A 25,417-nucleotide genomic window follows, 5' to 3' on the forward strand; every position below is an offset into this window, starting at 1 on the left:
ATTAAAGACCTCGATTATTATTTTATAATTGTATCTGCGTAGGCCCTGATGGTTTCTGCCATATCCTTTCTTTCCACAGTGTCAGTGAACCGCTTTTCTTTCTGTTCCAGTTCGCCCAGCTGCTGGGGAATGGCAATACCCGTCGCTTTTTCGATTTCCCTGAGCGTATCATAGGGACTTTCTTTTTCATCAAGTCCCAGAGCTTTGGCCACGACCCCCGGGAATTTATACGGATGGGCTGTGGAAATAATGACTGTATGGGTGTGGCGGGTGATTTTTCCCGTCCGGCGCAGCTTGTCATAAACCGCATAGGCTACGGCCGTATGAGGATCCATAAGGTAATCGTACTTTTCATACACGTCAGTCATAGCTTTCCTCATAGCTTCCGGAGATGCCCAGCCTCCCATCATTTCCAGATCCGCCTTTTTGAGAGCTTCTCTGGAGACTTCATATTTCCCGGTATTTCTCAAAGCCTCCATATCTGCCTTCACTTCATCGGTGGAATCCGTAAGGAAATAGAGGAACCGTTCGAAATTGGAGGAAACGAGGATATCCATGGATGGCGCTTCAGTCATATAGAATTCCCGGTTGACATCATAAGTCCCCGTTTCAAAGAAATCGGAAAGCACTTTATTTTCATTGGATGCGCAGACCAGCTGACCAATAGGAGTCCCGATCTTTCTGGCAATCCAGGCAGCCAGGATATTTCCGAAGTTGCCTGTAGGAACAACCACATTGAATTCTTCCCTGGGACCGATGGAACCGCTCTTTAAAAGCTTCAGCCAAATCCATACATAGTAAACGACCTGTGGAAGAAGTCTGCCTATGTTGATGGAATTGGCACTGGAAAAGAGAACTCCTTTCTCCGCTTCCTCTTTACGAAGGCTGCTGTTGAATACCTGTTTCAGAGTCCCCTGGGCATCATCAAAATTACCTTCAATACCTACAACTTTTACGTTGTTCCCCAATTGTTTCTGCATCTGATCCTTCTGTAGAGGAGAAACACCATGGGATGGATAGAAAACCATAATGTGAACGCCCGGGACATCCCGGAATCCTTCCAGTGCCGCCTTGCCCGTATCTCCAGAAGTAGCGGTAAGAATCAGGATTTCCCGATCGTCCTTTTCCTGTTTCTTTGCATACACGAGGAGGTATGGGAAAAGGGAAAGTGCCAGATCCTTGAAAGCACAGGTTCTGCCATGAAACATTTCCGCCATAGAAAAAGATTCAGAAAGGGTCTTCACCGGAACTATTTCGCTGGTTTCAAAAGTGCCCGTATACGCATTATGAGTAAGCTTCCTGATTTCTCCATCAGGGATGTCCGTGAGAAAATGAGAAAGCACAAAAGCCGCCAGTTCTTCATAGGAAAGATTCAATAATGCCTGTGCATCAAGGAATGGTTCCGGTAAAAAATCCGGCACATAGAGACCGCCATCATCAGCCAAACCTTTAACCAGCGCTTCTTCGGCAGACACTGTTTCATTACTTCTGGTACTTCTATATTTCATAGTACACCTCCACAGGTAAAAATATTCAAGTCTATTTTATCATAAATAAAGTAGAAACAATAGAAAATATGGCCTTTAAAGGACGATTTATATACAAATATGAAGAAAAATATGACTTTTTATCCCGAATACTCTTAAAAAGTTCCGTCATCCACTAAAATAAATACCAATCCAGGTAGAATTGAAAATAAATCTTTCCTCCCCGGAAGAAATATGGTATAATTCATTTTGTTAAGCGTCTATAGCTCAGTGGATAGAGCACTGGTCTCCGGAACCAGGTGTCGAGAGTTCGAATCCCTCTAGACGCACCAGTCATTGACCGTTTTAACGGTTTATATAGAAAGTCCTTATGCCCTCCGGTATAAGGGCTTTTTCCGTAAGGAGCTATTCATGGAAAAAGATACTGAACACAAAGAAATGGAAGAACTCTCTGAAGAAGAGCTGCAGGAATTCATGTCTTCCTACAAGAAAGAACTAGCCCACATTTATAAAATGGCCAGTGCAAAAAAGACTTTCATGGCCCGTTCCCATATGCCCGGCCTCAGGTCTGCCCTTGAGCAATGTGACCGGGATATGAGAAAAGATATTGAAGAATTAAAGCATAAGTACGGCATCCACTACTAATAAAAGGGGTCTGCTTTCATTCATCCGGCACTTGTAAAATTCCCTGTCCTGTGGTATAGTATCTACATCGCCAATCCATGGCCGCTCAGAAAAGTTTTTAAAAAAACTTGACAGTGCGAACAAAAGATGATATTATATCATTCGTTGAACGGATCATTAGCTCAGCTGGCAGAGCACCTGACTCTTAATCAGGGTGTCCGGGGTTCGAACCCCTGATGATCCACCAGAAAATTAAATCCCACGAGATTTCGTGGGATTTTTTATTTTTCTCCCCTATTCCCATGCCGGAAACATCTGCACAGCGGAGAAAATAAAAAGGACTGTGAAACAGTAAATTTCTATTTCACAGTCCTTTTAGTCATTTTAACAATTCTTGTCGTAATCTATGTCCACGAAAAGACGGGGGATACGCTTCAGGTCGCAAGTGATTTCATGTGGAATAGTGCCTGCAGTAACCGCCACTTCATCCAGGGAAATTTCTTCCTCGCCCTGACGACCCATGAGAACGACTTCATCTCCGGGTTCTACATCCTCACCGGCGGCAACCATCAGCTGATCCATGCAGATACGTCCAATGATGGGACAGCGTTTACCATTAATTAGAACGACGCCTTTATTGGAGAGGCAGCGTGGGAACCCATCTGCATAACCGATCGGGACGGTAGCCGTTTTCATGTCTTTTTCTGCCACATAGGTCCCACCATAGCCGATGGCTTCCCCTTTATGCAGGGTCTGAATGTGAGTAACATGGCTGATTAGGCGCATAGCATACTGCAGATCCAGCTTATTCGTCATTACATCGGAAGGCTGAGGGCCATAAATGATAATGCCCGGTCTTGCCAGATTATGCCAACTTCTGGGAATATCAATCACCCCGGCACTGTTTGCAGAGGAAATGACAAAATCCTTGTTCACCGGCATATGAGAAATAGCTTCATCAAAACGATCCAGCTGTTTCAGGGCTGCGTCCTTTTCTTTATGATCTGCAGTAGCCATATGGGTGAAAGTACCCTTCACATGAATGTGGGGATACTTCTTTAATTTTTCAAGAAATGCCTCTACATCTTCCGGATGAGTACCGATTCTGTTCATTCCTGTATCTATCGGAAGCATAACTTCAATCGTCTTTCTGGAAAGCGCGGCAATGCATTCCAGAGATTCCAGATCTACTGTATCATCTATCGGAAGGATGAGATCTTTATTTACGCCAATGGGCATATCTTCAGGAAGCGGCAACCCCAGTACATAAATGGGGCAGGTAAAGCCGGCATCACGAAGTTCCTGACCCTCTTCGACTCGGGCAACAGCTGCGGCGGTATAACCTTCTTCTAATGCAATACGAAGTGTTTCCACTGCTCCATGCCCATATGCATTAGCCTTGACAACGGCAAGGCACTCCACTTCTTTGGGCAGATGCTGACGGATAACCCGAAGATTGTGACGAAGAGCGCTCAAATTAACTTCCATATAAGAAACCGGCATAATATCCCCTCCAATAAAAAAGACATTCCAGCAAAAGTGACCATCCAGTCACGGAAGCCGCAATGCCTCAAAACCCTGTGAAATTAAAAGGTTACCCTTATCATAAAACACAAGCAGGAAAAAGAAAAGGGGCAAAGGAAAAAATCATGAAAATTATCCTATGCCCTGTTTAATCGAAAAGAAACTGCTCAAATACAAAATTTCCCAGTGCCGCCCCACGATAGGTAAGGGAAAGGCAGCCCCCCTGCTCTTTGAGGAGTTTCCTTGCCTTCAACATCTTGACAGGTTTTTCATACCAGTGAGAAATATCCGCACCAAAGCGTTTTTCGAAATCGGAAAGGTTAATGCCTTCCCTTCTCCGGAGTGCAAGGAAACAATATTCCTCTATTTCATCTTCTTGAGAAAGTTCTTCCATTTCCTCCGCAGGCATTTTTCCTGAAAGGAGCGCCTTTTCATAAAGCCTGACGCCCGGATTTACGGTAAATCTTCTATGCCCGATACGGGAAGAGGCAGCAGGTCCCAGCCCCAGATAGTCGGAAAAAGTCCAATATTTCTGATTATGCTTCGACCGATGACCATTTCTGGCAAAGCTGGATATTTCATACCGTTCAAACCCGTAATGAGGGAGAATACGGCACATATCCTGATACATGGACCAGCTCTCATCCTCCGTGGGCCGGGAAAGCAGTCCCTTTTCTGCCAGCTGTGCAAATCTCGTCCTTTTTTCCAGAATCAGGCTGTATACGGATATATGAGTAATAGGCAGGTGTACTGCCCAGAGAAGGGATTTCCTGAAATCTGAGACGCTTTGACCGGGAAGTTCATACATGAGATCAAGACTTATATTATGAAAGCCTGCGCGATATGCCCGTTTCACTGCTGACTCCGCTTCCGATGCGGTATGAAGTCTCCCTATCATCCTCAAGAGCCGGTCATCATAGGACTGGACTCCGACAGAAATACGGTTAATTCCAAGCAGCCTTGCGTATGTAAGACAGGACTCACTCATATCACACGGATTCATTTCCATGGTGATTTCTGCATTTCCTGAAACATTGAAAAACTGATGAATTCCATTAAAAACCTTTACCAGCTGGCATTGAGAAAGGGATGAAGGTGTTCCTCCACCAAGGTATACCGTATCACAAATATAGTCCTTGAAAGATGGACTCCTCATTTCCATTTCCTTCAGGAGAGCTTCCACAAACCTGTCCGTCGGTTTTCTCCCTATAGAATAGAAGCCGCAGTAATCACAGCGGCTCCTGCAAAAGGGAATATGTATATATAATCCCAGAGTTTTCAATTGATTTCCTCAATCATCTTTCAGTACAGCCATGAATGCTTCCTGTGGAATTTCCACGCTTCCCACCTGCTTCATGCGTTTCTTGCCTTCCTTCTGTTTTTCAAGAAGTTTTTTCTTGCGGGTCACGTCGCCGCCATAGCATTTGGCAAGGACATCCTTCTTGTAAGCCTTTATCGTTTCACGGGCAATGACTTTACTACCGATAGCCGCCTGAATAGGCACTTCAAACTGCTGGCGCGGAATGATATCTTTCAGCTTTAAAGCCAGCGCCCGTCCTCTTGCCGGCGCATTGCTCCGGTGAACGATAATGGAAAGAGCATCTACCAGGTCTCCATTAAGGAGGATATCCAGTTTCACGGCATCAGTCTTCTGATAGCCGTCCACCTGATAATCCAGAGAAGCATAACCTTTGGTACAGGATTTCAATTTATCAAAAAAATCGAAAATAATTTCAGAAAGCGGAATGTGATAAGAGAGATCCACCCTTGTTTCATCCAGATATTCCATAGTCTGGAAGACACCCCGGCGATTCTGGACCAATTCCATCACATTGCCGACCATATTAGAAGGCACAAGGATATCCACCTTTGCTACCGGTTCTTCAATATGTTCAATCTTCGCCATAGGCGGAAGTTCTGCAGGATTATCTACCGGCACCATGGTTCCATCAGTTTTGAAAACATGATATATAACAGAAGGTGCTGTAGTAATAAGTTTTAAATGATATTCTCTTTCCAGCCTTTCCTGGACCACATCCATGTGGAGAAGTCCCAGGAAACCGCAACGGAAACCAAAACCCAGTGCCTGGGATGTTTCCGGCACAAATTCCAGAGCTGCATCGTTGAGCTGCAGTTTTTCCAGAGCTTCTTTCAGATTGTCATAGTCCTTGCTGTCAATGGGATACATGCCGCAGAATACCATAGGGAGGGCCTTGCGGTAACCAGGGAGTGCTTCTACAGCCCCGTTTTCAGCAGTTGTAATCGTATCCCCCACTTCACAGTCCTGCACATTTTTGATGCTTGCTGCTACATATCCTACAGAGCCGCAGGTAAGGACATCACAGGCTTTAGGAAACGGAGAAAAATAACCGACTTCAGTAACTGTATACACTTTACCGGATGCCATCATACGGATATTCATGCCCGGACGGATTTCCCCGTCCATGACCCGTACATAGGCGATAGCCCCTTTATAGGAATCAAAAATGGAATCAAAGATAAGGCAGCGGAGAGGTTTTTTGCTGTTATCCGGAGGCGGAGGTACCTGTTCCACTATACGTTTCAGAACTTCCTCTACATTCTGGCCCGTTTTGGCGGAGACAGGAATAGCCTCTGACATATCAAGGCCGATAATATTTTCCACTTCTTTCTTCACCCTGTCGATATCGGCACTGGGCAGGTCAATTTTATTGATGACCGGTACGATTTCGAGATTGTTATCTATGGCCAGGTACACATTGGCCAGTGTCTGGGCCTGCACACCCTGGGTAGCATCAATGATAAGGATAGCCCCTTCGCAGGCAGAAAGGCTTCTAGACACTTCATAGTTGAAATCGACATGCCCGGGGGTATCGATGAGGTTCAGTTCATATGTCTCTCCATCTTCATAGGTGTACAAAAGCCGCACAGACTGTTCCTTGATGGTAATGCCTCTCTCCCTTTCGAGATCCATGGTATCCAGAATCTGTGCTTCCATATCCCTTTTTTGAACCGTACCGGTAAGCTCGATAAGCCGGTCTGCCAGGGTAGACTTGCCATGATCGATGTGGGCAATAATTGAAAAATTCCTGATATGTTCGGTATCCATACTATTCATTCCTTTGGAAATAATTTTATACGATCAAGATTTTGCCAATCACTAACTGCATTTCTCCTATATCATACCATATATAAATCGTAAGTAATAAAAGATTTATTTCTTCATTAATGCAGGCACGATAATTGCAGTAAGAACGAGGAGAATACCCACCGTCTGTACACCGCCAAAGTCCATGTCAAGAAAGAGCCAGGACATAATGACCGACGAAGCCGGTTCGGCAGCTGCCGTGATCAGGGCCTGCTGGGGAGAAATATACATGAGAGCAATATTATAGAGTAAAAATGCAATGACTGTCCCGAGCACTACGATGCAGAATACATTGAGCCTTACATCGGAAGCAAGAAAAGCAGACCAGTGCATACCGGGGTCCAGGGCCCAGGAAGAAAGTCCCCCAAGAAGCATGCTCAACGCCAGGACAAAGGTTTTATCCATCTGCAGAAAAATATGCTTTGGGTAAATAGAGGAAAAAGCATATACAGCTCCATTGAAAAGAGCCAGTTCTACGCAGAGAAGAGGTACTGACAATTTACTGAAATCCCCTCCCGTAACCAGGAGAAAAGTCCCGCTCACGGCAAGGCATACCGTAATGATATCGCGGCGAGAAGGAAGCCTTACATATCTTATGGAATTATAAATAATAACCATAGCCGGTGAAGTATAGAGAATGACCGTTGCCGCTGCCGCATTGCCCACATGGACGGCCTCGAAATAGGTATAAGCCATGAGCATAAGGCCTGCATTAGCATAAATAAAGATATCCAGAAAAAGCCGTGGAGAATGCAGCAGTTTTTTTATTCCCGGCCGGATTTTACCGGACAATGCGCATATACCTGAGAGCAGAATGCCTGCCAGAATCATACGGAAAGCCGTTAGTCCCATGGCATTTTCACTGCTGTGCACAAAAAAGAGCTGTGCTCCCAAACCGCTCCCGGCCCAGAACATAGCTGAAATAATGACTAAAAATACAGATCCTGTATTTCCTGAAATCTTCTTCATTGAATCGCCTCTTAAGTTTATATTTCCCTGTTTCCCATTATATATATATTTCAGTAGATTACAAAATACAGAATCAGGAAAATGAAGAGTTATTTCTTCTTTCCCGCCTCTGAAAGCGGAGGACCCGCAATCGCAGCAAGGACCATAAGCACCCCGATGACTTCCCAAAAGCCGAAATGGGAATGAAAAAGGAAATAAGACGCAATGACTGAAATAGCCGGTTCTACTGTAGTCGTCACGGAGGCCACCACCTGAGGGAGCCGGGAGAGTCCCGCATTGTAACAGATAAAAGCTACCATGGTTCCCAGAATGACGATCCAGAATACATCAAAGATTACGCTTTCTTCAAAGAATCCCCCAAAATCTGTGACAGGATCAATCAGCCAGGCCGCCAGAGCCCCCAGGAGCATCCCACCCGCAATGAGAAAATGGTTATCCATTTTCACCATCAGGTGTTTTGGAAGAACCATGCAGACAGCAAAGAAAAAAGCGGAAAGAAGGCCAAGCCACACACAGTCAAAAGGGACAGACAAGCGATCTGTATTCCCCCCGGTTACCAGAAGAACAGTCCCTCCAAAAGCCAGCAGAACAGCTGCCGTTTCCATAAAAGATGGAAAACGTCTTCCGGAAATGACGGTCCAGGCAATGACCATGGCCGGAGCCGTATACTGGATCACCGTAGCTGCCGCCGCATTTCCCGCCGCAATAGAGGCAAAGTATGTATAATGCATGGCCAGAAGACCGCCAATGCCGTAAATGATGATGGCCAGAACCAGCTTCGGTTCTCTCTTGACAGCTTTTATATTTTTCTCAAGTTTTCGTTCTATCACCGTGAGGAGACTCATGAGAATCCCGGTGCAGGCCATGCGAAAAACCGTAAGGTCCATGGGCGAAAGAGAGCTTTTCGAGAAAAAATCCTGTGCTGCCAGACCCGTCCCTGCCCAGGCAGCGCCGGCGATAAGTACCAGAAGGATGGAAAAGTAATTCATGACTGCCCTCCTTCGAGAATAAAAAACCCGCCTGTGGCGGGAATAAATTCTGGTGGGACTATTTGGATTCGAACCAAAGACCTCTTCGATGTCAACGAAGCGCTCTGACCAACTGAGCTATAACCCCAGATTTGGCTGTATTATACCATGGAGCAGCAAAAAAAAGCAAATAGGCTGTTTTCACAAGTCTATTTGCTTTTTTGATTAAAAATTAAAAGCATCGAACAAGGATATCTGTTCTTCTTCAGGCATACCTTTGAGAATGCCCATGGTTTCCATGGTATCTATAATGCTCTGACTGACTTTTCCTCGTTTTTTCAGGTCTTCCTTGGAAGTGAAACGGTGCTGATCTCTTGCTTCTACAAGAGCTTTAGCGACAGAATTGCCAAGAGCCGGAATGCAGTTGAACGGAGGAAGCAGTTTGCCATCCACCATCTTGAACTTTGTGGCATCTGAAAGGTCAAGATTAATATTCATGAATTCCAACCCCCGCAGGTACATTTCTGCAGCCACTTCTATAACTGTAGCATTGCCCTTCTCCACAGCTGTAGGATGTTCGAGGGATGCGATACGGGCAAGTTCCTGTTTCTGCGCTTCCAGTCCTTTCAGGATAATAGGAGCATTGAAAGAGCCTTCGGCGCGGATGGTGAAATAGGCGCAATAGTAGGCCAGGGGCTGGTACACTTTGAACCAGGCAATGCGGAAGGCCATCATAACATAAGCTACGGCATGAGCTCTCGGGAAGAGGTAGCCGATTTTAAGGCAGGAGTCAATAAACCATTGCGGTACATGAGCAGCATCCAGTTCCGCCCTGTTGTTGGAACCATTCTTTTCAAGACCCTTCCCTTTTCGAACATTTTCCATAACTTTGAAAGCTGTAAGAGGCCGGACCCCATGTACAATCAGGTAGTTCATGACGTCATCACGGGTAGAAATAGCTTCTTTCAGATTGACTGTCCCATTTTTGATCAGGTCCTGCGCATTATTCAGCCACACATCAGTCCCATGAGAAAAGCCGGAAATACGTACCAGTTCGGAGAAATTCTTCGGCCTCGTATCCTCAAGCATGCCCCGGACAAAAGGTGTACCGTATTCAGGAAGCCCCAGAGCACCTACAGTCACACCTTTATTTCCAATAGCACCGGCCAGCTGCTGAGGAGTAAGGCCTAACGCTTCAGTCGAGCTGAAAAGAGAAAGCGTTTTCTTATCATCAAAATGAATGGACATGGGATCGATTCCTGTCAAATCCTGAAGCATGCGGATGACCTTCGGATCATCGTGCCCAAGAATGTCCAGTTTCAGCATACGGCCGGAGATGGAGTGATAATCGAAATGGGTGGTGATGGTACCGGGAATCCGGTTACCATCCTCATCTTTCAGATATTTTTTATTTGCAGAATACTGAAGAGGCGTGAAATTATGAATATCCATATCGCGTGGACATACCATGATGCCGGCCGGGTGCTGCCCGGTGGTACGCTTGACCCCTGCTACGCCGGCAGATAGTTTTTCAATAAATATGTCATTGAAAGCAAGTCCCCGGTTCTCTGCATACTTCTTTACGAATCCATAAGCTGTCTGGTCCTGAATACCGGAAATTGTACCGGCACGGAATACATTGTCCCGTCCGAAAAGTTCTTCTGTGTATTTATGGGCCACTCCCTGATCGTCACCGGAGGAAAAATTAAGATCGATATCCGGTACTTTATCTCCGTCAAAGCCGAGAAATACGGCAAATGGAATATCGTGGCCATTTTTGTTAAGAGAAGTACCGCACTTGGGACATTTCTTATCCGGAAGGTCAAAACCACCACCCACAGAACCATCGGTAAAAAACTGTGTCCAATGACATTTGGGGCATACGTAATGGGGAGGAAGCGGATTTACCTCCGTAATACCTGACATGGTAGCCACAAAAGAAGATCCAACGGATCCTCTGGAACCGACAAGGTAACCCCGGTCATTGGAATGCTTTACAAGTTTATGAGCAATATAGTAAAGGACCCCGTAACCATGCTTGATAATCGGCGTGAGTTCAAGAGTCAGACGGTCTTCCACAACTTTCGGCAGCGGATCTCCATAGATGGCATGAGCATTTTTGTAGCACATATCCACCAGTTTATCATCGGCACCGGAGATTTTTGGATTGTAGGATTTCCATTCTTCCGCCAGCGGCTTCAAAACTTCACATTGTTCCGCTATTTTTCTTGTGTTGGTAACTACGATTTCAACAGCTTTTTCTTCGGGAAGATAAGAAAATTCATCCAGCATTTCCTGTGTAGTACGGATAAAGACGGGAGGATGGGATTCGATTTTCCCTGGCTTTTCCCAGTTGGAAAGGAGAATGTCCCGGTTTCTCTGATCTTCGGCAAACATATAGTGAGCATCCGAAGTAGCACATACCGGCATACCTGCCTTTTCTCCAATTTCGATAACTTTACGGTTTAAATCCTGCAGATCTTTCACCGTATTGATATCCGGGAATTTATCTTCATGAATAAGGAATTCATTGTTTCCGAGCGGCTGTACTTCCAGATAATCATAGAATTTCGCCTTTTTAATGAGTTCCTCATCACTCTCTCCGGCAAGCACAGCCCGGAAAAACTCGCCCATGACACAGGCAGAGCCATAAATGAGGCCTTCATGATATTCCTGGAGAATAGGCTTGGGGATAAGAGGGCGTTTCCTGTAAAATTTCAGATGCGAAAGGGTCACCATGCGATACAGGTTCCGAAGGCCTGTAATATTTTTGGCAAGAATGATGATGTGATTGTACTGCTGCCGATCCGTATCGGGATCTTCAGGGATTTTGTCAATCATGTACCCTTCCATGCCATATATGACTTTCTGATGATATTTATCCGCCAGATCCTGAATTTTGGGGAAAGCCTGGATAACACCATGATCCGTGATAGCCACCGCAGGATGATGCCACTTTGCTGCAGTCCTGATGATTTCTTCATTATCAATCAGCCCATCGAGGCTCATCTTTGTATGGAGATGGAGTTCCACCCGGGGAGTGGGATAATCATCCACATGGTCAATCGCATGGATTTCTCCTTTTTCCATTTGCTGAAGTTCCAGACAGAGGCCGCCGGAATATTTATCAAGTCGTACATTCCCCCGCACTTTGACCACAGTTCCCGGCTTCAGGCCTTCTACGCCCGCCGCTTCATCGGGACGGTCAAAAAACTTTTTGCAGGGAATGCCATTCGTGTCATCGGCGAGATTCATGATAAAAAGTTTTTTCTTGCTGCGAAGTTCCCGTACTTCACAGCTGATCACGGTTCCTGTAAACACAACACCGTCTGATTCATCAGTTATATTTCTTATGTCCACAGAATCCCCGGTAATGTGTTTTTTCCCAAGAAAGATACCATTGGATGTATTTTTCTTACTTCCCTCTTTAGGCGCTTTAAAAGCGCTTTTGGGAAGAACACTGGAAAGAGATGGCAGGATATCCGGCATGACGGGCTCTGTCTTTTGAGAAACATCCGGAGCAGAACTTTCTGAAGAAGCAGCTGCCCTGGCAATCTCTTCTGCCGTAGGCAGCGGTGTATCTTCTGAAGGAAGTACGAAATTTTCCATCGGCTCTTCCTCAGGCAGAGGGATTTCTTCTTCCGGAAAGCCGTCACAGGTAAGCATTTCGGGCATGGGAGCCTCTTCTTCTATCGGGACAGATGTTTCCTTCGGAGACACAGGCGCTGCCTCTTCTACAGGAATCCCCTGAATCATGGCTATTTGAGAAAATACTTCATCCGTCACATCATCTCCATTGATAAAAATGGATTTAATGGAAGCTATTTCCTTTCCCATGGCCTGCAGCGCCTTGACTGCAGCTTCCTTATGGTCTGCCTTGATATACCAGGCCCGGCATTCCGTATCAACTTCCATCAAGGTAATAACGGACCCTTTCTTCCGCGATGTGAGGCGGTATTTTCCCATGGTTTTCCTTTCTGACATTTCGTCGTGCCCATAAAGGCTTTTTCTTATTTTTTCTTTTTCCCGGCTTTAGGTTGAGGTTTTGGTTCTTCCTTCTTATTTAAAGTAATCACCGTATCTACCGGCTCATAATCCGACAGGAATGAATCCTGATAGGTCCTGCCATCAGCCCACCTGACGATCTGCTGGATGGTCACGTTGCGCCCTTCATGGCCTTCTTCCACTTTTTTTGCTTCCTTCTGCGAAGGATCAATCTTTGTCACCGTTTTGAATGGCAGTGTTTCATCCTGTGTTTTTAAAAGATTGATATAAGACGGTTTATCTTCCTTATTTCCAAGTATGAAAACAGACACCTGACCCGGTACATATTCGGCATATACATAAATGCCATGTTTTAAATGATTAATGAAACGGAAATCCAGATATCCATCTGCTACCGTGGCATCTCTTCCGATGGGTACATAGGCCACCGGCGAGAAATGGCAGGTTCTTTCCGTGATTTCAAGCCCTGCAAGGAGAGTTGCATTAAAAAGAGTAGAACTTACCTGGCATACGCCTCCACCGGAACCCGGTTCCAGCTTTCCATTGATAATGACCGGTGCTTCCTTGTAGCCATTTTCAGCTGATCTTGAACCGGTTGCCTGATTATATGAGAAATCAGCGCCGGGTTTAAGATAGGTACCACTGATGCTTTCGGCAGCCAGACGTATATTGCTGCTCCTGTTGGTATCGCCTCCGAAATAGGTGGTATATTGCCCCAGAATGGTATCGATCTCCCTGGATTCTTCCGGGGACATATTAGGCTTCGTCTCTTCCGAAACCGGTATTTCCACTTTTCCTGCCTCTCCGGTCCGGAGGACGGTCCGGATGGATAAATCCAGATCTTCTTTTATGATTTTCAGATACGGACGCCCACTGGTAAACGTAATGGAACCGTCTTTGTGAAAAGAAGGATAGGCATTTACTGCAGGTTTTTCATATTTTTCCAACAGTTCAGCGGTCTTCTTTTCTACAGTTTTTTCATCCCAGGAAGCATCGATATGGGCAGCTTTTCCGGTCAGAAGAACTTCCCAGCGGTCCTTCCATTTTTTGAGGATACTCCCCTGCCTCCCTATGGCCATCGCTTCTTCCAGACTTTTTTCATCATATCGGACATTTAAATCTTTATAAGACCATTCTTCATGGACAAGTTCGCCTTTGGACAGTTCCAGTTTTCCCGCAGACAGTTCCCGGTTTTTGCCACTGAAGAAAGAGGAGAGCTCCTCTCTGGTCATGCCACCGGCTTTCATTCCGTTTATGCGGACTCCCGGTACTACAGCATCATCTTTTACCCATATAAAAGGTGCTGCTGCCGCGCCCAGCAGGAAAACTGCCGATACAAGTCCTAAAATCCTGCAAATTCTTAGTCTCAATAAAACCCCTTCATTTCAAACAATATTCCAGAAGCAGGTCTTTTAACTCCATATCTGAGAAGCCCTGCCTCGATTTCAACTGATAATCAAAAATACGAATCAGAAACCATTCTGCATCGTCTTCCTTTACCTTGCGGGCTTCATTTTTTGTATTTCTCCACATCCAGGAAGAACGGATTCCTAATGCCTGCCATATTTCTTTTTCGGATTTCCGGTTCCGTTCCATTTCTTTTAAAATCTTTATCTTCCGGAATTTGGAAGATAAAAATCCTAAATTTTTTATAGTGGTAGAAACATCTGTGAAGACCCGGTCTGCACTTTCGAGAACCACAGCTGCATTTTTGTCAAGCAGTGCGTCAGTGAAACGGAAAATGCCCTGATTCATATATTCCGGAAGCGCCATCTCCAGAAGTTTTCGCGTTACCTGGCTGCGATTGCCGCACATTAGTATAATTTTATCACATTCCGTTTGCAGAAGGGGGGCTGAAATTTCATCCCAGGAAGAAAGAACTGCTTCCAGATAAGCCCGGGCTTCATAATCAACCTGCCTGCCTTCATCTGCCAGCATCCGTATCATCGCACCCGCAGCGTCTTTCGGATTCATGAGGGAAAGTTCTTCACTATAGCAGACCGCAAGAAGACTTTTGACAGTCTTTGTCCGTTTATCCGGCTTACCATCCTGCATGATAAGGAGAAATATATCAGGCGGCAATCCCTTTATAAGTTTAAGAAATGCCTCAAATGATTTGTCCTCTTTTTCCGATTTTGATATGCGCTTCAGGAAAAAGGGATTATGGATGACTACGGCGGTTTGTGGATTAAAAAGAGACTGCCCTTCCAGCGCGTTTCTGAACTCCTCGTAACTGCCGCTGTTTTCGAAAGTAGTCACATCCGGAGGATTTCCATTGAAATATTGGCGTACAAGATCATTTTTTCGGATATTGGCCGAAACGAGATCATCGCCGTAAAGGAAGCAGCAGTTCTGTCTGTTCAATTTTTTTACTGCCATATGTTTCTACCCCTGAGTTCCCATTTCTTATCAAATCCCGCTGCCTGCATACCATCTTTGTACACATTGACAGCCGGATAATTTTTAAATTCAAAAAGATCCATATCCTCCCAGGAAGACTGCAGGCGGTTCCCTGCATATATAATGACTTCCGGATGAACACTGTCTATCTCTTCTTCCTTAAAACCTCCAGGCCTCATGCCTGCTACCCACAGGGTATGCCGGGGAAAGGAAGAAACGGATAGTTTTCTTTTACCGGATATATACACGTTACCTTCCATTCGGGAAATAAGCCAGCTGCTGCCATTTGTGAAGAGCGAAGTATTCCCAATCATGTATTTTCCATTTTTAATTTCCCTGATTTTCCCATTAAAACCACGGCATGCAAGAGGCGCCAGCTTGTCAACCGGTCCGCCGGTCACCCATATTTCCTTGACCGGAAGCGGCAGCGTCAGAGGAATCGGTTTCTTCACATCTTCCAGGTTAAGTATGAAGATGTCGGCATTAAAAATTCCCTCATATCCCAGAAAGGAGTTCCATTCCCAGTTTGATGTATGGGAAGGAATACTTCCTCCTTTATAGTATAAAATTTTATAATCCTTTGTGACAAGTGCTGCCCCCTGGTCCGGTCCCAGATCCGGACAATACACCAGCGACTCCGGGACTGTGATATATAGAAATATAATCCATGCTGCAAGTCCTCCCCAGCAGCAGCCGAAGGCAGCAATACGAAATGCATGATATTTCAGTTCATCCTTGAACCAAAAACCGGCAAGGCTTACATAGTAGAGAAGTATCTGGGAAGCAGTCATGCCGCCAGTCTGAAGAAGTGCCCGGGGAAAAGAAGAAAGTTTCAGATTCAACCGAAGGCTCAGCCAGAGAAGGTAATCGGCAGCCTGCAAAATGCCTCCCGCCAGCGGCATACAGATCAGAGAAAACACAGAGGCCATAAGACCGGCAATAATAACCCATTCAAGAAAAGGAGTAACAAAAAGATTAGCAGGAATAAAATAGACAGGAAATACATGGAAATCGTAAAGCACCGGTGGTATTGTCAGGAGTTGCGCTGACAATGCCAGTGCAATTCCTTCTCTCACCCACCCGGGTATACAGGGAATACGAGTAAAGAATCTGTTTAAAGGTCTGTAAAAGAGAAGAATTCCCGCTGAGGCCCCTACAGAAAGCTGAAAGCTCACATCATAAAGATAGAATGGGTCCCACAGGAGCATACCTGTTACTGCGGCCCCCAGAAGGTTAAGAGATGTCTTTTCCCGTGAAATGAAAACACCGCCTGCAGAAAGGATTCCCATTACTGCAGCACGTACGACTGGCGGCACAAGGCCTGACAGGACAGAATAGAAAATGACGAGAAAAATAGAACCTGTAATAACAAGCCTTTTCGGCAAATGCAGCCACTTTCCAAGAAAGTACAGGAACCCAAAAAGAAGTGCCACATGAGAACCGGAGACAGAAAGAATGTGAACGATTCCGGTAGCAGAGAAGGAATTCATGATATATTCCGGAATATCACTGTAATTCCCGCCAAACAGAAGCGTCATAAGGATATGAAGCCGGACAGGATCCATGTATGGTGCGAAAGAATTCATCAATCTGTCGTGAATACCCTCAGCCCAGCGGGCTATGCGATATTTACCACTGTCCTCTTCGAATCGGATTTCCTCCTGCTTATCCGGATAGATTCTCCCCAGAAGCCTCCTGCTTCTGTAACGCCCTTCCAGATCAATTTTACCGGGGTTATTATAAATGCGGACTGGCGACATTTTTCCATAAATTGAAATCCTGTCACCCGTTCGGTAAAATGTTTTCGGATCCGTATCGTAAATAAAGGCTGTACCGCAGAGTGTCCTTTCCTCTCCATCCGTATATCTGATATTTTCCAGCTCTGTATAGTACCTGGCATATGCTTCCCCTTCCCTGTTCAGAAGCGGAGCTTCCTTCACGACGCCTGTCCAGGTCCCATTATTCCGTAGTGCCCAGAAAGAATTGTCTCTGTATGATTCATCTGCCAGATACATACGAAACATTCCTGCACAGCCCAGAAACAGGAAGCTGACAGCAATAATAAGCCCTTTCTTCCCCAGCCACAGGTACATGAGCGCAATAAAAAAAATACCCACTGCAGGTAGAAGCCATATCCAATGCGCAATAAAAGAAGGAAAGGAATCATAAAGAATAATTCCGGGCACCAGACATACTGCACTCCACAGCAGGGGATATTTCGTATTCATAGTGTTATTTTGTCCGCCAGTTTTTTATACTTGCCCTCACTGATGGAGGGAACTTTCATCAAATCTTCCTTTGCTTCAAAATGTCCATGTTCCTCGCGCCAGGAAAGGATTTTCTCCGCTGTCACTTTACCTACACCCGGCAGTGTTTCTAATTCCTTTGTACCGGCAGTATTGATATTGACCAGTCCCAGAGCCGCAGGATCATGCTGGTAAGGGTCTAATGGAATATAAATCTTCATGCTTTCTTTTACCGGCTCTGCCATATTGACAGCAGTCATATCTGCATAGGGCAGCACATCGCCGGCCGCTTTAACTGCGTCATACCAGTGGCTGCCCACCGGTATTTCATAAACACCGGGATTTTTTACTGCGCCAACTACATAAACCGTAACCGTTGCAGAGCCTTTCAGCTCTTCCGTAGAAATTTCAGGCGTTTTTGGCTCTTCAGCACGCAAAAAAGGATCAAGCACGAGGTAAGCAAGGACTATAAGCACTGCGGTAATACACAAGCAGAGAATCTGTACCCTTCTGTCATGTATGTCCAATCCCATAGGCCTGCCCTCCTGTTTTGATCCTCATTCAAGGCACAAATTGCAGAGCTGCCGGCTGATGCCGGGGTCCCTTATTTTCTGGATCCGTCCTGATTTTCCTGTTCCTGCTGACGGACAGAGGCAGAATTGGAATCAATCAGACTCTGGCGATTCTTTTTCAAGCTGTCCAGCACGTTTTCCATATTGGTTTCCACATACTTGAGTACATCGGTAGCATAGGTGACGGAGCTGGTACGCAGTTCTTCAGCCGATTTATTGGCAGAAGTGATAATTTCGTTTGCTCTTTCCTGGGACTGCTTGACCAGTTCGCTTTCTTCCGTAATACGGGCGATATAGTCTTTAGCCTGAGCAATATTGTCTTCCGCCTTTTTTTCAGCGTCCAGCATGATCCGTTCCTTATCGGCCACAATGCGGCGGGCGCTTTCCAGTTCATTCGGCAGGGACTGGTTGATAGCATCAATCAGTCGTTCCACTTCATCCTTATCCACCATTTTTTTATTGGTAAAAGGCACATCGCTGGCATTGTTGATTACATTTTCAAGTTCTTCGAGAAGTTTTCTTGTATCCATCATACATCCTCATTTCTTCATAGAATCCAGTTTCTTCCTGATCATTTCCTGTACATATTCAGGCACCATTCTGGTGATATCACCATTGAAATGGGCCAGTTCCCGGACACCCGTAGAAGAAAGGTAGGAATATCGGCTGTCCGTCATAAAAAATGCGGTTTCCAGAGTTGGGTCAATCTGTTTAATCATCAGGGCCCTCTGGAATTCATATTCAAAATCACTGAACGCACGGAGACCGCGAATCAGAAGGTGGCAATTTTTTTCCGCGCAATATTCATTGAGAAGCCCGTCAAAAGCATCCACTTCCACATTGGGAATATTCCTGGTGGTCTCTCTTAACATATCCAGCCTTTCTTCCGTAGTAAACATATAATGCTTTGTAGGGTTGATAAAGGCTGCTACAATCAACTTATCGACAAGGCATGCACTTCTTTTGATAATATCAAGATGACCATTTGTGACCGGGTCAAAGCTTCCCGGACATATTGCCAGTTTCATTGAGCTCATTAAAATTACACTCCTGTCTGCCTGTACTGCAGATAGCTAACAACAATTGCTCCCAGTTTTTTTTCTTTCCACAACCCGAGCTTCCCTCCAAAAATGGTTAAATCCGGTGGTTCGGATATGGAATGTTCAACGATGATGACAGCATCATCAGCAGGCAGCTCAAGGTCAAGCACTAATTTCAGTATTTCATTGATATACCCTTTGCGATAGGGCGGATCCATAAAAATATAATCAAAATGATTGCCTTTAAGTGCTTTCAGCGAAGAAGAAACGTCACCCCGGAAAATTTTCACACGGTCTCCAACATGACAGCGTAACGCATTTTCTCTTATAACCGCTGCTGTTGCCTTATCGATGAATACCGCCTGGCCGGCCCCCCGGCTCAAGGCCTCAAGGCCCATAGCCCCGGTACCGGCAAAAATATCCAGTACATTCGTCTCCAATATGCCAACATTGGCCAAAACATTGAAAATACTTTCCCGGACCCTCCCAAGAGTTGGCCTTGTATTCCGCCCATTGGGAGAGAATAGAAGAGTACCTTTCGCATTTCCGCCAATAATTTTCATGTTCTGCCTCGCAACAATGCAGAAAGCCATTTTCTGCATTTAAATTAATTATAGCATAAACGAATCTGTAAATCGCAAATTTTTATTTTATTTTCTTAAAATCTCCTGCCATATTCAGCAATGCTTAAACTTTATTCATTCTCCATAAAAGTACTGCCTTACAGCCTTTTAAACGGGGTAGGTTTCAGATTCCGCTTTTTTTGCACGGGTCATCAGTATTTCCAGTGCTTCCCTGGCATTATGATCACCTCTTATAAGATGACAGACTTCTTCCGTGATGGGCATATCTATATGTTCCCGCATAGCAATTTCATGGACAAGGCGGGCTGTACGGATACCCTCGACTACCATGTTGGTACTGTTCCTGATTTCATCTGCCGTCATACCTTTAGCCATCATAATACCGGCTCTGTGATTTCTACTATGAACACTGGAGCAGGTGCATACCAGATCACCCATGCCGGAAAGGCCAAAAAATGTTGTCATTCTGGCGCCGAAGTGGACGCCAAAGCGAGTCATTTCTACAAGCCCCCTTGTCATGAGAGCCGCACGACAATTATCACCAAGTCCTATGCCATCCAATACTCCGCAGGCAAGGGCCATAATATTTTTTAGAGCACCGCCATATTCCACGCCCCTGATGTCATCACTTCGGTATACACGAAAAACAGGACTCATATAAAGATCCTGTACAATCTGCACGGCCTCTGATTTTTCCGAAGCTGCTACGGTTGCACAAGGGAGACCTATTCCTACTTCTTCTGCATGATTCGGTCCGGAAAGAGCTACAATTTTATCTGTAATTCCTTCAACTTTTTGAGCAATGACTTCGGAAAGCCGATGGCCTTCACTATCTGCAAGTCCCTTTGACGCACTGACGACCACGGCATCCTTCATGAGCCAGGGAGTCATTTTTTCGGCCATTTCTTCCGCTGCATGAGAGGGAGTGCAGATGACACAGCATCCGGCCCCGGATACTGCCTCTTCCAGATCACTGGTGATACGGATTTTTTCCGGAATACGGGCATCAGGCAGATATTCCTGATTGACCCGGGTTCTCCTCATCCGGGCTGCCGTTTCAGGATTTCTGCAATACATGACCAGGTCGTCATGCCTGCCGGAAAGTTCGATCATCATGGCCGTTCCCCAGCCGCCGGCTCCTATCATGGCTATTTTCATAGGGGTTTACCTCTTTTCCCTTGAAATAGGCTTCTCTTCCCCGCGAAGAAGCCTCCTGATATTATCCTTATGCTTTCCAACAACAATCACTGCTGCCAAAGTACCAAAAGCTACATATTCCAAAGGTTCACCCAGCAGTAACATAACAATTGGTACAACCGGGGCTCCAATAATGGAACCCAGTGATACAATATGTTTCCATTTGAATATGGCAAGCCATACCAGAAAAGCAGCCAGCACTGCCGGAGCACAGATATAAGTAAAAGCTCCTACACCACAGGCGACTCCTTTTCCGCTTTTAAAATGAAGAAATACGGACCAGTCGTTTCCAATAATAGCAAAAACTGCACAGGCCAGAACAAGTGTGGTATCCGGCATTCCCAGATGAACCGCAATAAAGCCTTTCAGGAAATCACAGATAAAAACAGCAAGGCCCGCTTTGACCCCCAATTCCCTGTAAGCATTGGTAGCACCTATATTACCGCTTCCTACCTTTTTCAGATTCACCCCGTAAAAGACACGACCAATAATATAACCACTGGGAATCGCACCAATCAGATAAGCCAATGCAATCCATGGGATGGCCTCCATCACTCGGTGTCACCGTCCTTCTTACTCCTCACCACAATCCGGATTGGAGTACCTTCAAAGACAAAGGATTCACGAAGTTTATTTTCTATAAAGCGCACATAGGAAAAATGGATCAGTTTGGCATCATTCACAAACATAACGAATGTAGGCGGACGAATGCCCACCTGCGTCATATAGTAAATCTTCGCCACGCGGCCGGAATGGGCCGGTGGAGGGTTAATCATTTTTGCATCTTCCAGAAGATCATTCAGTACGGCTGTAGGAATGCGGAGGCACTGCTGTTCAGCCACATTATAAATCATATCTCCCAGCTTATGGATGCGCTGCTTAGTCAGGGCTGAACCAAAGAGCATGGACACATAGGGAGCAAAAGGAAGTCCGTTGCGAATTTCTTTCTCCATTTCCACCATGGTATTTGTTTCTTTGGCCACCGTATCCCATTTATTAACAAAAAGGATAAGGCCCTTACCGGCCTCATGGATATAGCCGATGATTTTTTTATCCTGTTCCGTCAATTTGTCTATGGCATCAATGACAAATATGGCCACATCACAGTTATCGATAGCACGGATGGATCGAATTACACTGTATTTTTCGAGAGGTTCATCTATTTTGCTTTTTCTGCGCATCCCTGCGGTATCCACGAGGATAAAAGTCTTCCCTTTATATTTCCATACGGAATCCACAGCGTCCCGGGTAGTACCCATCTCATCGGCTACCAGAGAACGTTCATATCCAAGCAGGGAATTGATAAGGGTGGATTTCCCCACATTTGGACGACCTACAATGGCAGTACGGATGATATCTTCTGATTCTTCCATCTCAGCTGCCGGAAATCCTTGAGTAATACGGTCCAGAACTTCACCAAAGCCAAGCCGGTTCACCGCAGATATGGCCACCGGGTCTCCAAGACCAAGAGAATAAAATTCGTAGACGTCCATTTCCTGATTTTCGCTGTCTACTTTATTGACGCCTACCACTACAGGTTTACCTGTTTTGCGAAGAAGCCCGGCAATGGTTTCATCATCACTGGTCATTCCGGCCCTGGCATCCACCACAAAAAGAATGACATCGGCCTCTTCCATGGCCAGTTCTGCCTGCTGACGAATGCCGCTGGAAATCTGGTCATTATCATCACGGAATTCAATTCCTCCTGTATCGATGAGGGTGAATTCTTTATCCAGCCACTTCACATCACAATAAATTCTATCTCTGGTTACGCCTGGAATATCCTCTACAATGGACACGCGCCTCTGGGCAAGACCGTTAATCAGTGTGGATTTCCCTACATTAGGCCTGCCGACAATGGCTACGAGAGGTTTACTCATAATTTCCATCCTTTCTTTATTTGAATGGTCATTTTTATAGTTTCAAACGGAAGCAACACTTCCCCATTTTTATTCATACTGCTTAAAATTGTATGACGGAACATGGATTATGTCAAGCTAAAGGGAATCAGCCAAAAAAAAACTGCTCCCGGAGGAGCAGCTTTTCAGAAAAATTATTCAGCCTGAGCTTCATGAGCTGGAGCTTCAACCAGTGCGAAGGAGATTCTTCTGCGGCCTTCATCAATATTGATGATACGGACTTTCAGGTCATCACCAACCTGGCAGATATCGCCTGGTTTCTTGTTGTGATCGGAAGTCATTTCATTGATATGGAGAAGACCGGTAAGACCATCTTCCAGTTCAACGATAACACCGAATTCAAGAATCTTAACAACTTTAGCTTCTACTTCGTCATCGATGTGATGGTTTTCAGTAGCGGTTTCCCACGGATTCGGCAGGCAGTCTTTATGGGAAAAGGAAATTCTCTGTTTTTCGCGGTCAAAGGATTTGATCTTGACATCAATTTCCTGTTCCGGTTTGAGAACGTCTTCCACCTTGCCAATCTTCTTCCAGGAAATATCAGAAATATGGAGTAAACCTTCAACGCCGTTGATACCAACGAATGCGCCATAAGGCATAATCTTCTTTACAGTGCCTTTGAGAACGTCGCCGTTTTCATAAGCTTTTTCAATTTCATCCATTTCCGTATTTCTTTCATCTTCGAGGACTGCTTTACGGGACAGAACAAGTCTGTTCTTTGTACGGTCTACTTCGAGAATCTTAGCTTCGAATTTCTGTCCTACAAGTCCCTGCAGGGAATGAACGAAACGGAGATCGCCCTGAGACAGGGGAATAAATCCGCGAAGAGATTTAAGCTGAACGAGCAGACCAACTTTAATAGCTTCGATGCCTTCGCATTCAACAGGTTCGCCCTTTTCAAATGCTTCTTCAACTACATCCCAGTCAGCCAGACGGTCAACTTTAATTTTGGATACGTAAATTGTGCTGTCTTCTTTAACACCACTGACAATCTGAACGCGCAGCGTATCGCCAACTTTCAGCACGTCCTTCAGGGATGCCGGTGCCGGGAAGGAATATTCATGTGCAAGCAGGACAGCTTCTGTCTTATATCCGAAAGAGATATAAGCTTTATCATCGTAAAGATCTACGACATTTCCTGTAACTACGCTGCCTTTATGCACGTCCAGGTTCATTTCTTCCTGATCCAGCATTTCCTTCATGTTTTCCATTATACAAACTACCTCCTCTATGATCCAGTCCGGTGTGGATGCACCGGCGGTGATGCCAATCTTGTCCCGGCTTGAGAACCATTCCGGTTTTAGTTCTTTCGCCGTTTCGATGTGATATGTATTGGTACCGGAACGCCTGCAGATTTCTGCAAGCCTCGTAGTATTGGCGCTGTTTTTGCCGCCAATCACAATCATCACATCTACCTTTTCCGCCAGCTCACGCGCTGCCTGCTGTCGCTGCATAGTCGCATCACAGATGGATCTGTTCACATGAAGATCTTTGACCTTCTTTTCTATAGCAGCAATCAATTGTTCAGCCAGAGGCACTGAAAATGTAGTCTGCATGACTATATGGGCTTCCTGCATCGGCGGGAGTGCATCTACATCTTCCATAGTCTCTACCTGGTAAGAATGTCCCACCGCCCATTCAGCCACACTTCTCATTTCCGGGTGCCTTTTTTCACCGATGAGTATAACCTGCTTTCCATCATCAACCAGCCGCTTCGTAAGAAGCTGATTTCTCCTGACAAAAGGACAGGTCGCGTCCATTAGGGCCAGATTTTTGCACTTAAGCATATTATAACACGAAGGACCCACTCCGTGCGAGCGAATTATTACAGTTTCGTCAGTAATTTCATCGATGCTGTTCACTGGCGGAACGCCTTTTTCAGCCAGCCTTTCTACCACTTGCGGATTGTGGATGATAGGCCCCAGTGTGACAGCCCGAATACCCGAATTTGCGACATTTTCGGTCATTTTCAGGGCTCTTCGTACTCCGTAGCAGAAGCCCATAACCTTAGATTTATAAATTTCCATAATTTTCACGTTACTCTTTTGCGTCAGTTATAGTCAGCCTTCACAGATTATTATAAAAAATATCATTATCCATCATGAATGGATAAAATGTTCCTGAGTCCCGTCGGCAATAATTTTATTTTATATTCTTTCTTTTATATTCATCCATCATGGACTCAATGCGTCCTTTGATATCGTCATTAATTTCTTTGACCAGTTCATCATTGGGCCTCTGTTTATTAACGGGCACCGGTTTTCCAATCAGTACGGCAAATGGCCCCCTTCTATGCGGCAGGTCCCTTGAACCAATGACAGCCACCGGAATGATGGGAGTCCCTGTCATGAGAGCCAGGGATGCCATACCGGAATGAAAACGGCCAAGGCCATCCTTTTTAATGCGGGTGCCTTCAGGGAAAATCCCCAGCGGATTCCCTGCTTTCAGTTCGCGCACTGCCTGACGGATGGCCGTGCGGTCTATGGCTCCCCGTTTGACCGGAAATGTGCCGAACTGGCGGATCAGCCAGCCAAAAAAAGGATTTTTGAAAAGTTCTTCCTTTGCCATATAATGAATGACCCTGTTATGGAAGGCCACACCGATTACCGGCGGATCCCAGTAACTTTTATGGTTAGGCGCCACGATGATGGCTCCCGTATCCGGTATATTCTCCCGTCCTTCCACATGAAGACCTAAAATCGTAAAAAAGAGGAAATTGAGGACTGCCCTTGTAATCGCGTAAAACATGGTACCT

Annotated in this window: 20 protein-coding genes and 3 tRNA genes; 3 read left to right on the forward strand and 20 right to left on the reverse strand. The window is 45.4% G+C overall.

All coding sequences use genetic code 11. The features are described from left to right. Nucleotides 1–17 precede the first annotated feature (17 nt). Nucleotides 18–1,508: a threonine synthase gene (gene thrC, locus QZN42_RS02415; RefSeq protein WP_296954136.1), complete on the reverse strand. Its 1,491-nt coding sequence runs from the start codon at nt 1,506–1,508 to the stop codon at nt 18–20. A 235-nt stretch (nt 1,509–1,743) separates the two neighbouring features. Between thrC and QZN42_RS02420 the strand changes: the two genes are divergently transcribed. From QZN42_RS02420 to QZN42_RS02430, 3 genes are all read left to right on the forward strand, one after another. Next, a tRNA-Arg gene (locus tag QZN42_RS02420) sits at nt 1,744–1,819 on the forward strand. A gap of 79 nt (nt 1,820–1,898) precedes the next feature. After that, nucleotides 1,899–2,132 (forward strand): hypothetical protein, encoded by a 234-nt coding sequence (locus tag QZN42_RS02425; protein WP_296954137.1) that lies wholly within the window; start codon nt 1,899–1,901, stop codon nt 2,130–2,132. A gap of 150 nt (nt 2,133–2,282) precedes the next feature. Beyond that, nucleotides 2,283–2,358, forward strand: a tRNA-Lys gene (locus tag QZN42_RS02430). Between the two features lie 137 nt (nt 2,359–2,495). On the opposite strand, the gene alr is transcribed toward QZN42_RS02430, so the two are convergent. The 19 genes from alr to QZN42_RS02525 form a co-directional block, all read right to left on the reverse strand. Continuing rightward, nucleotides 2,496–3,614 carry an alanine racemase gene (gene alr, locus QZN42_RS02435; RefSeq protein WP_296954138.1) on the reverse strand — a complete coding sequence of 373 codons (1,119 nt, stop codon included), beginning with the start codon at nt 3,612–3,614 and terminating at the stop codon, nt 2,496–2,498. A gap of 169 nt (nt 3,615–3,783) precedes the next feature. Further along, a complete protein-coding gene (hemW, locus tag QZN42_RS02440) occupies nt 3,784–4,917 on the reverse strand; it encodes a radical SAM family heme chaperone HemW (protein ID WP_296954139.1) in 1,134 nt (377 codons plus the stop codon). Nucleotides 4,918–4,926: 9 nt separating this feature from the next. Next, nucleotides 4,927–6,723 (reverse strand): translation elongation factor 4, encoded by a 1,797-nt coding sequence (lepA, locus tag QZN42_RS02445; protein ID WP_296954140.1) that lies wholly within the window; start codon nt 6,721–6,723, stop codon nt 4,927–4,929. A gap of 105 nt (nt 6,724–6,828) precedes the next feature. Continuing rightward, entirely contained in the window at nt 6,829–7,731 is a 903-nt protein-coding gene (locus QZN42_RS02450) for a DMT family transporter (RefSeq protein WP_296954141.1), read from the reverse strand. Nucleotides 7,732–7,820: 89 nt separating this feature from the next. Next, a complete protein-coding gene (locus QZN42_RS02455) occupies nt 7,821–8,720 on the reverse strand; it encodes a DMT family transporter (protein WP_296954142.1) in 900 nt (299 codons plus the stop codon). A gap of 50 nt (nt 8,721–8,770) precedes the next feature. Beyond that, nucleotides 8,771–8,847: transfer RNA gene (locus QZN42_RS02460), tRNA-Val, on the reverse strand. 77 nt (nt 8,848–8,924) lie between these two features. Then, entirely contained in the window at nt 8,925–12,683 is a 3,759-nt protein-coding gene (locus QZN42_RS02465) for a PolC-type DNA polymerase III (RefSeq protein WP_296954143.1), read from the reverse strand. A gap of 26 nt (nt 12,684–12,709) precedes the next feature. Next, a complete protein-coding gene (locus QZN42_RS02470) occupies nt 12,710–14,074 on the reverse strand; it encodes a VanW family protein (protein ID WP_296954144.1) in 1,365 nt (454 codons plus the stop codon). A 10-nt stretch (nt 14,075–14,084) separates the two neighbouring features. After that, the gene (holA, locus tag QZN42_RS02475) at nt 14,085–15,083 is read right to left on the reverse strand and encodes a DNA polymerase III subunit delta (protein WP_296954145.1); all 999 of its coding nucleotides are present in this window, start codon (nt 15,081–15,083) and stop codon (nt 14,085–14,087) included. Then, complete coding sequence (locus QZN42_RS02480) at nt 15,074–17,332, reverse strand: ComEC/Rec2 family competence protein (protein WP_296954146.1); 2,259 nt, start codon at nt 17,330–17,332, stop codon at nt 15,074–15,076. Before QZN42_RS02480 ends, holA begins: the two co-directional genes overlap by 10 nt. Continuing rightward, nucleotides 17,329–17,883: a ComEA family DNA-binding protein gene (locus tag QZN42_RS02485; protein ID WP_296954147.1), complete on the reverse strand. Its 555-nt coding sequence runs from the start codon at nt 17,881–17,883 to the stop codon at nt 17,329–17,331. Before QZN42_RS02485 ends, QZN42_RS02480 begins: the two co-directional genes overlap by 4 nt. 71 nt (nt 17,884–17,954) lie before the next feature. After that, nucleotides 17,955–18,452 (reverse strand): ATPase, encoded by a 498-nt coding sequence (locus tag QZN42_RS02490; protein WP_296954173.1) that lies wholly within the window; start codon nt 18,450–18,452, stop codon nt 17,955–17,957. A gap of 9 nt (nt 18,453–18,461) precedes the next feature. After that, nucleotides 18,462–18,950 carry a pantetheine-phosphate adenylyltransferase gene (gene coaD, locus QZN42_RS02495; RefSeq protein ID WP_296954174.1) on the reverse strand — a complete coding sequence of 163 codons (489 nt, stop codon included), beginning with the start codon at nt 18,948–18,950 and terminating at the stop codon, nt 18,462–18,464. A 14-nt stretch (nt 18,951–18,964) separates the two neighbouring features. Then, complete coding sequence (gene rsmD / locus QZN42_RS02500; protein ID WP_296954148.1) at nt 18,965–19,525, reverse strand: 16S rRNA (guanine(966)-N(2))-methyltransferase RsmD; 561 nt, start codon at nt 19,523–19,525, stop codon at nt 18,965–18,967. A gap of 168 nt (nt 19,526–19,693) precedes the next feature. After that, nucleotides 19,694–20,704 carry an NAD(P)H-dependent glycerol-3-phosphate dehydrogenase gene (locus QZN42_RS02505; RefSeq protein WP_296954149.1) on the reverse strand — a complete coding sequence of 337 codons (1,011 nt, stop codon included), beginning with the start codon at nt 20,702–20,704 and terminating at the stop codon, nt 19,694–19,696. A gap of 6 nt (nt 20,705–20,710) precedes the next feature. Further along, nucleotides 20,711–21,295, reverse strand: coding sequence for a glycerol-3-phosphate 1-O-acyltransferase PlsY (gene plsY / locus QZN42_RS02510; RefSeq protein ID WP_296954175.1), 585 nt, complete (start codon nt 21,293–21,295; stop codon nt 20,711–20,713). Then, nucleotides 21,295–22,623, reverse strand: a complete 1,329-nt coding sequence (gene der / locus QZN42_RS02515) for a ribosome biogenesis GTPase Der (protein WP_296954150.1) — start codon at nt 22,621–22,623, stop codon at nt 21,295–21,297. The genes plsY and der overlap by 1 nt, the downstream gene beginning before the upstream one ends. A gap of 173 nt (nt 22,624–22,796) precedes the next feature. Next, entirely contained in the window at nt 22,797–24,689 is a 1,893-nt protein-coding gene (locus QZN42_RS02520) for a bifunctional 4-hydroxy-3-methylbut-2-enyl diphosphate reductase/30S ribosomal protein S1 (RefSeq protein ID WP_296954151.1), read from the reverse strand. 115 nt (nt 24,690–24,804) lie between these two features. Continuing rightward, nucleotides 24,805–25,410 carry a 1-acyl-sn-glycerol-3-phosphate acyltransferase gene (locus QZN42_RS02525; protein ID WP_296954152.1) on the reverse strand — a complete coding sequence of 202 codons (606 nt, stop codon included), beginning with the start codon at nt 25,408–25,410 and terminating at the stop codon, nt 24,805–24,807. Nucleotides 25,411–25,417: the final 7 nt, after the last annotated feature.

Source organism: uncultured Dialister sp., from assembly GCA_900314595.1.
GTDB lineage: Bacteria > Bacillota > Negativicutes > Veillonellales > Dialisteraceae > Dialister.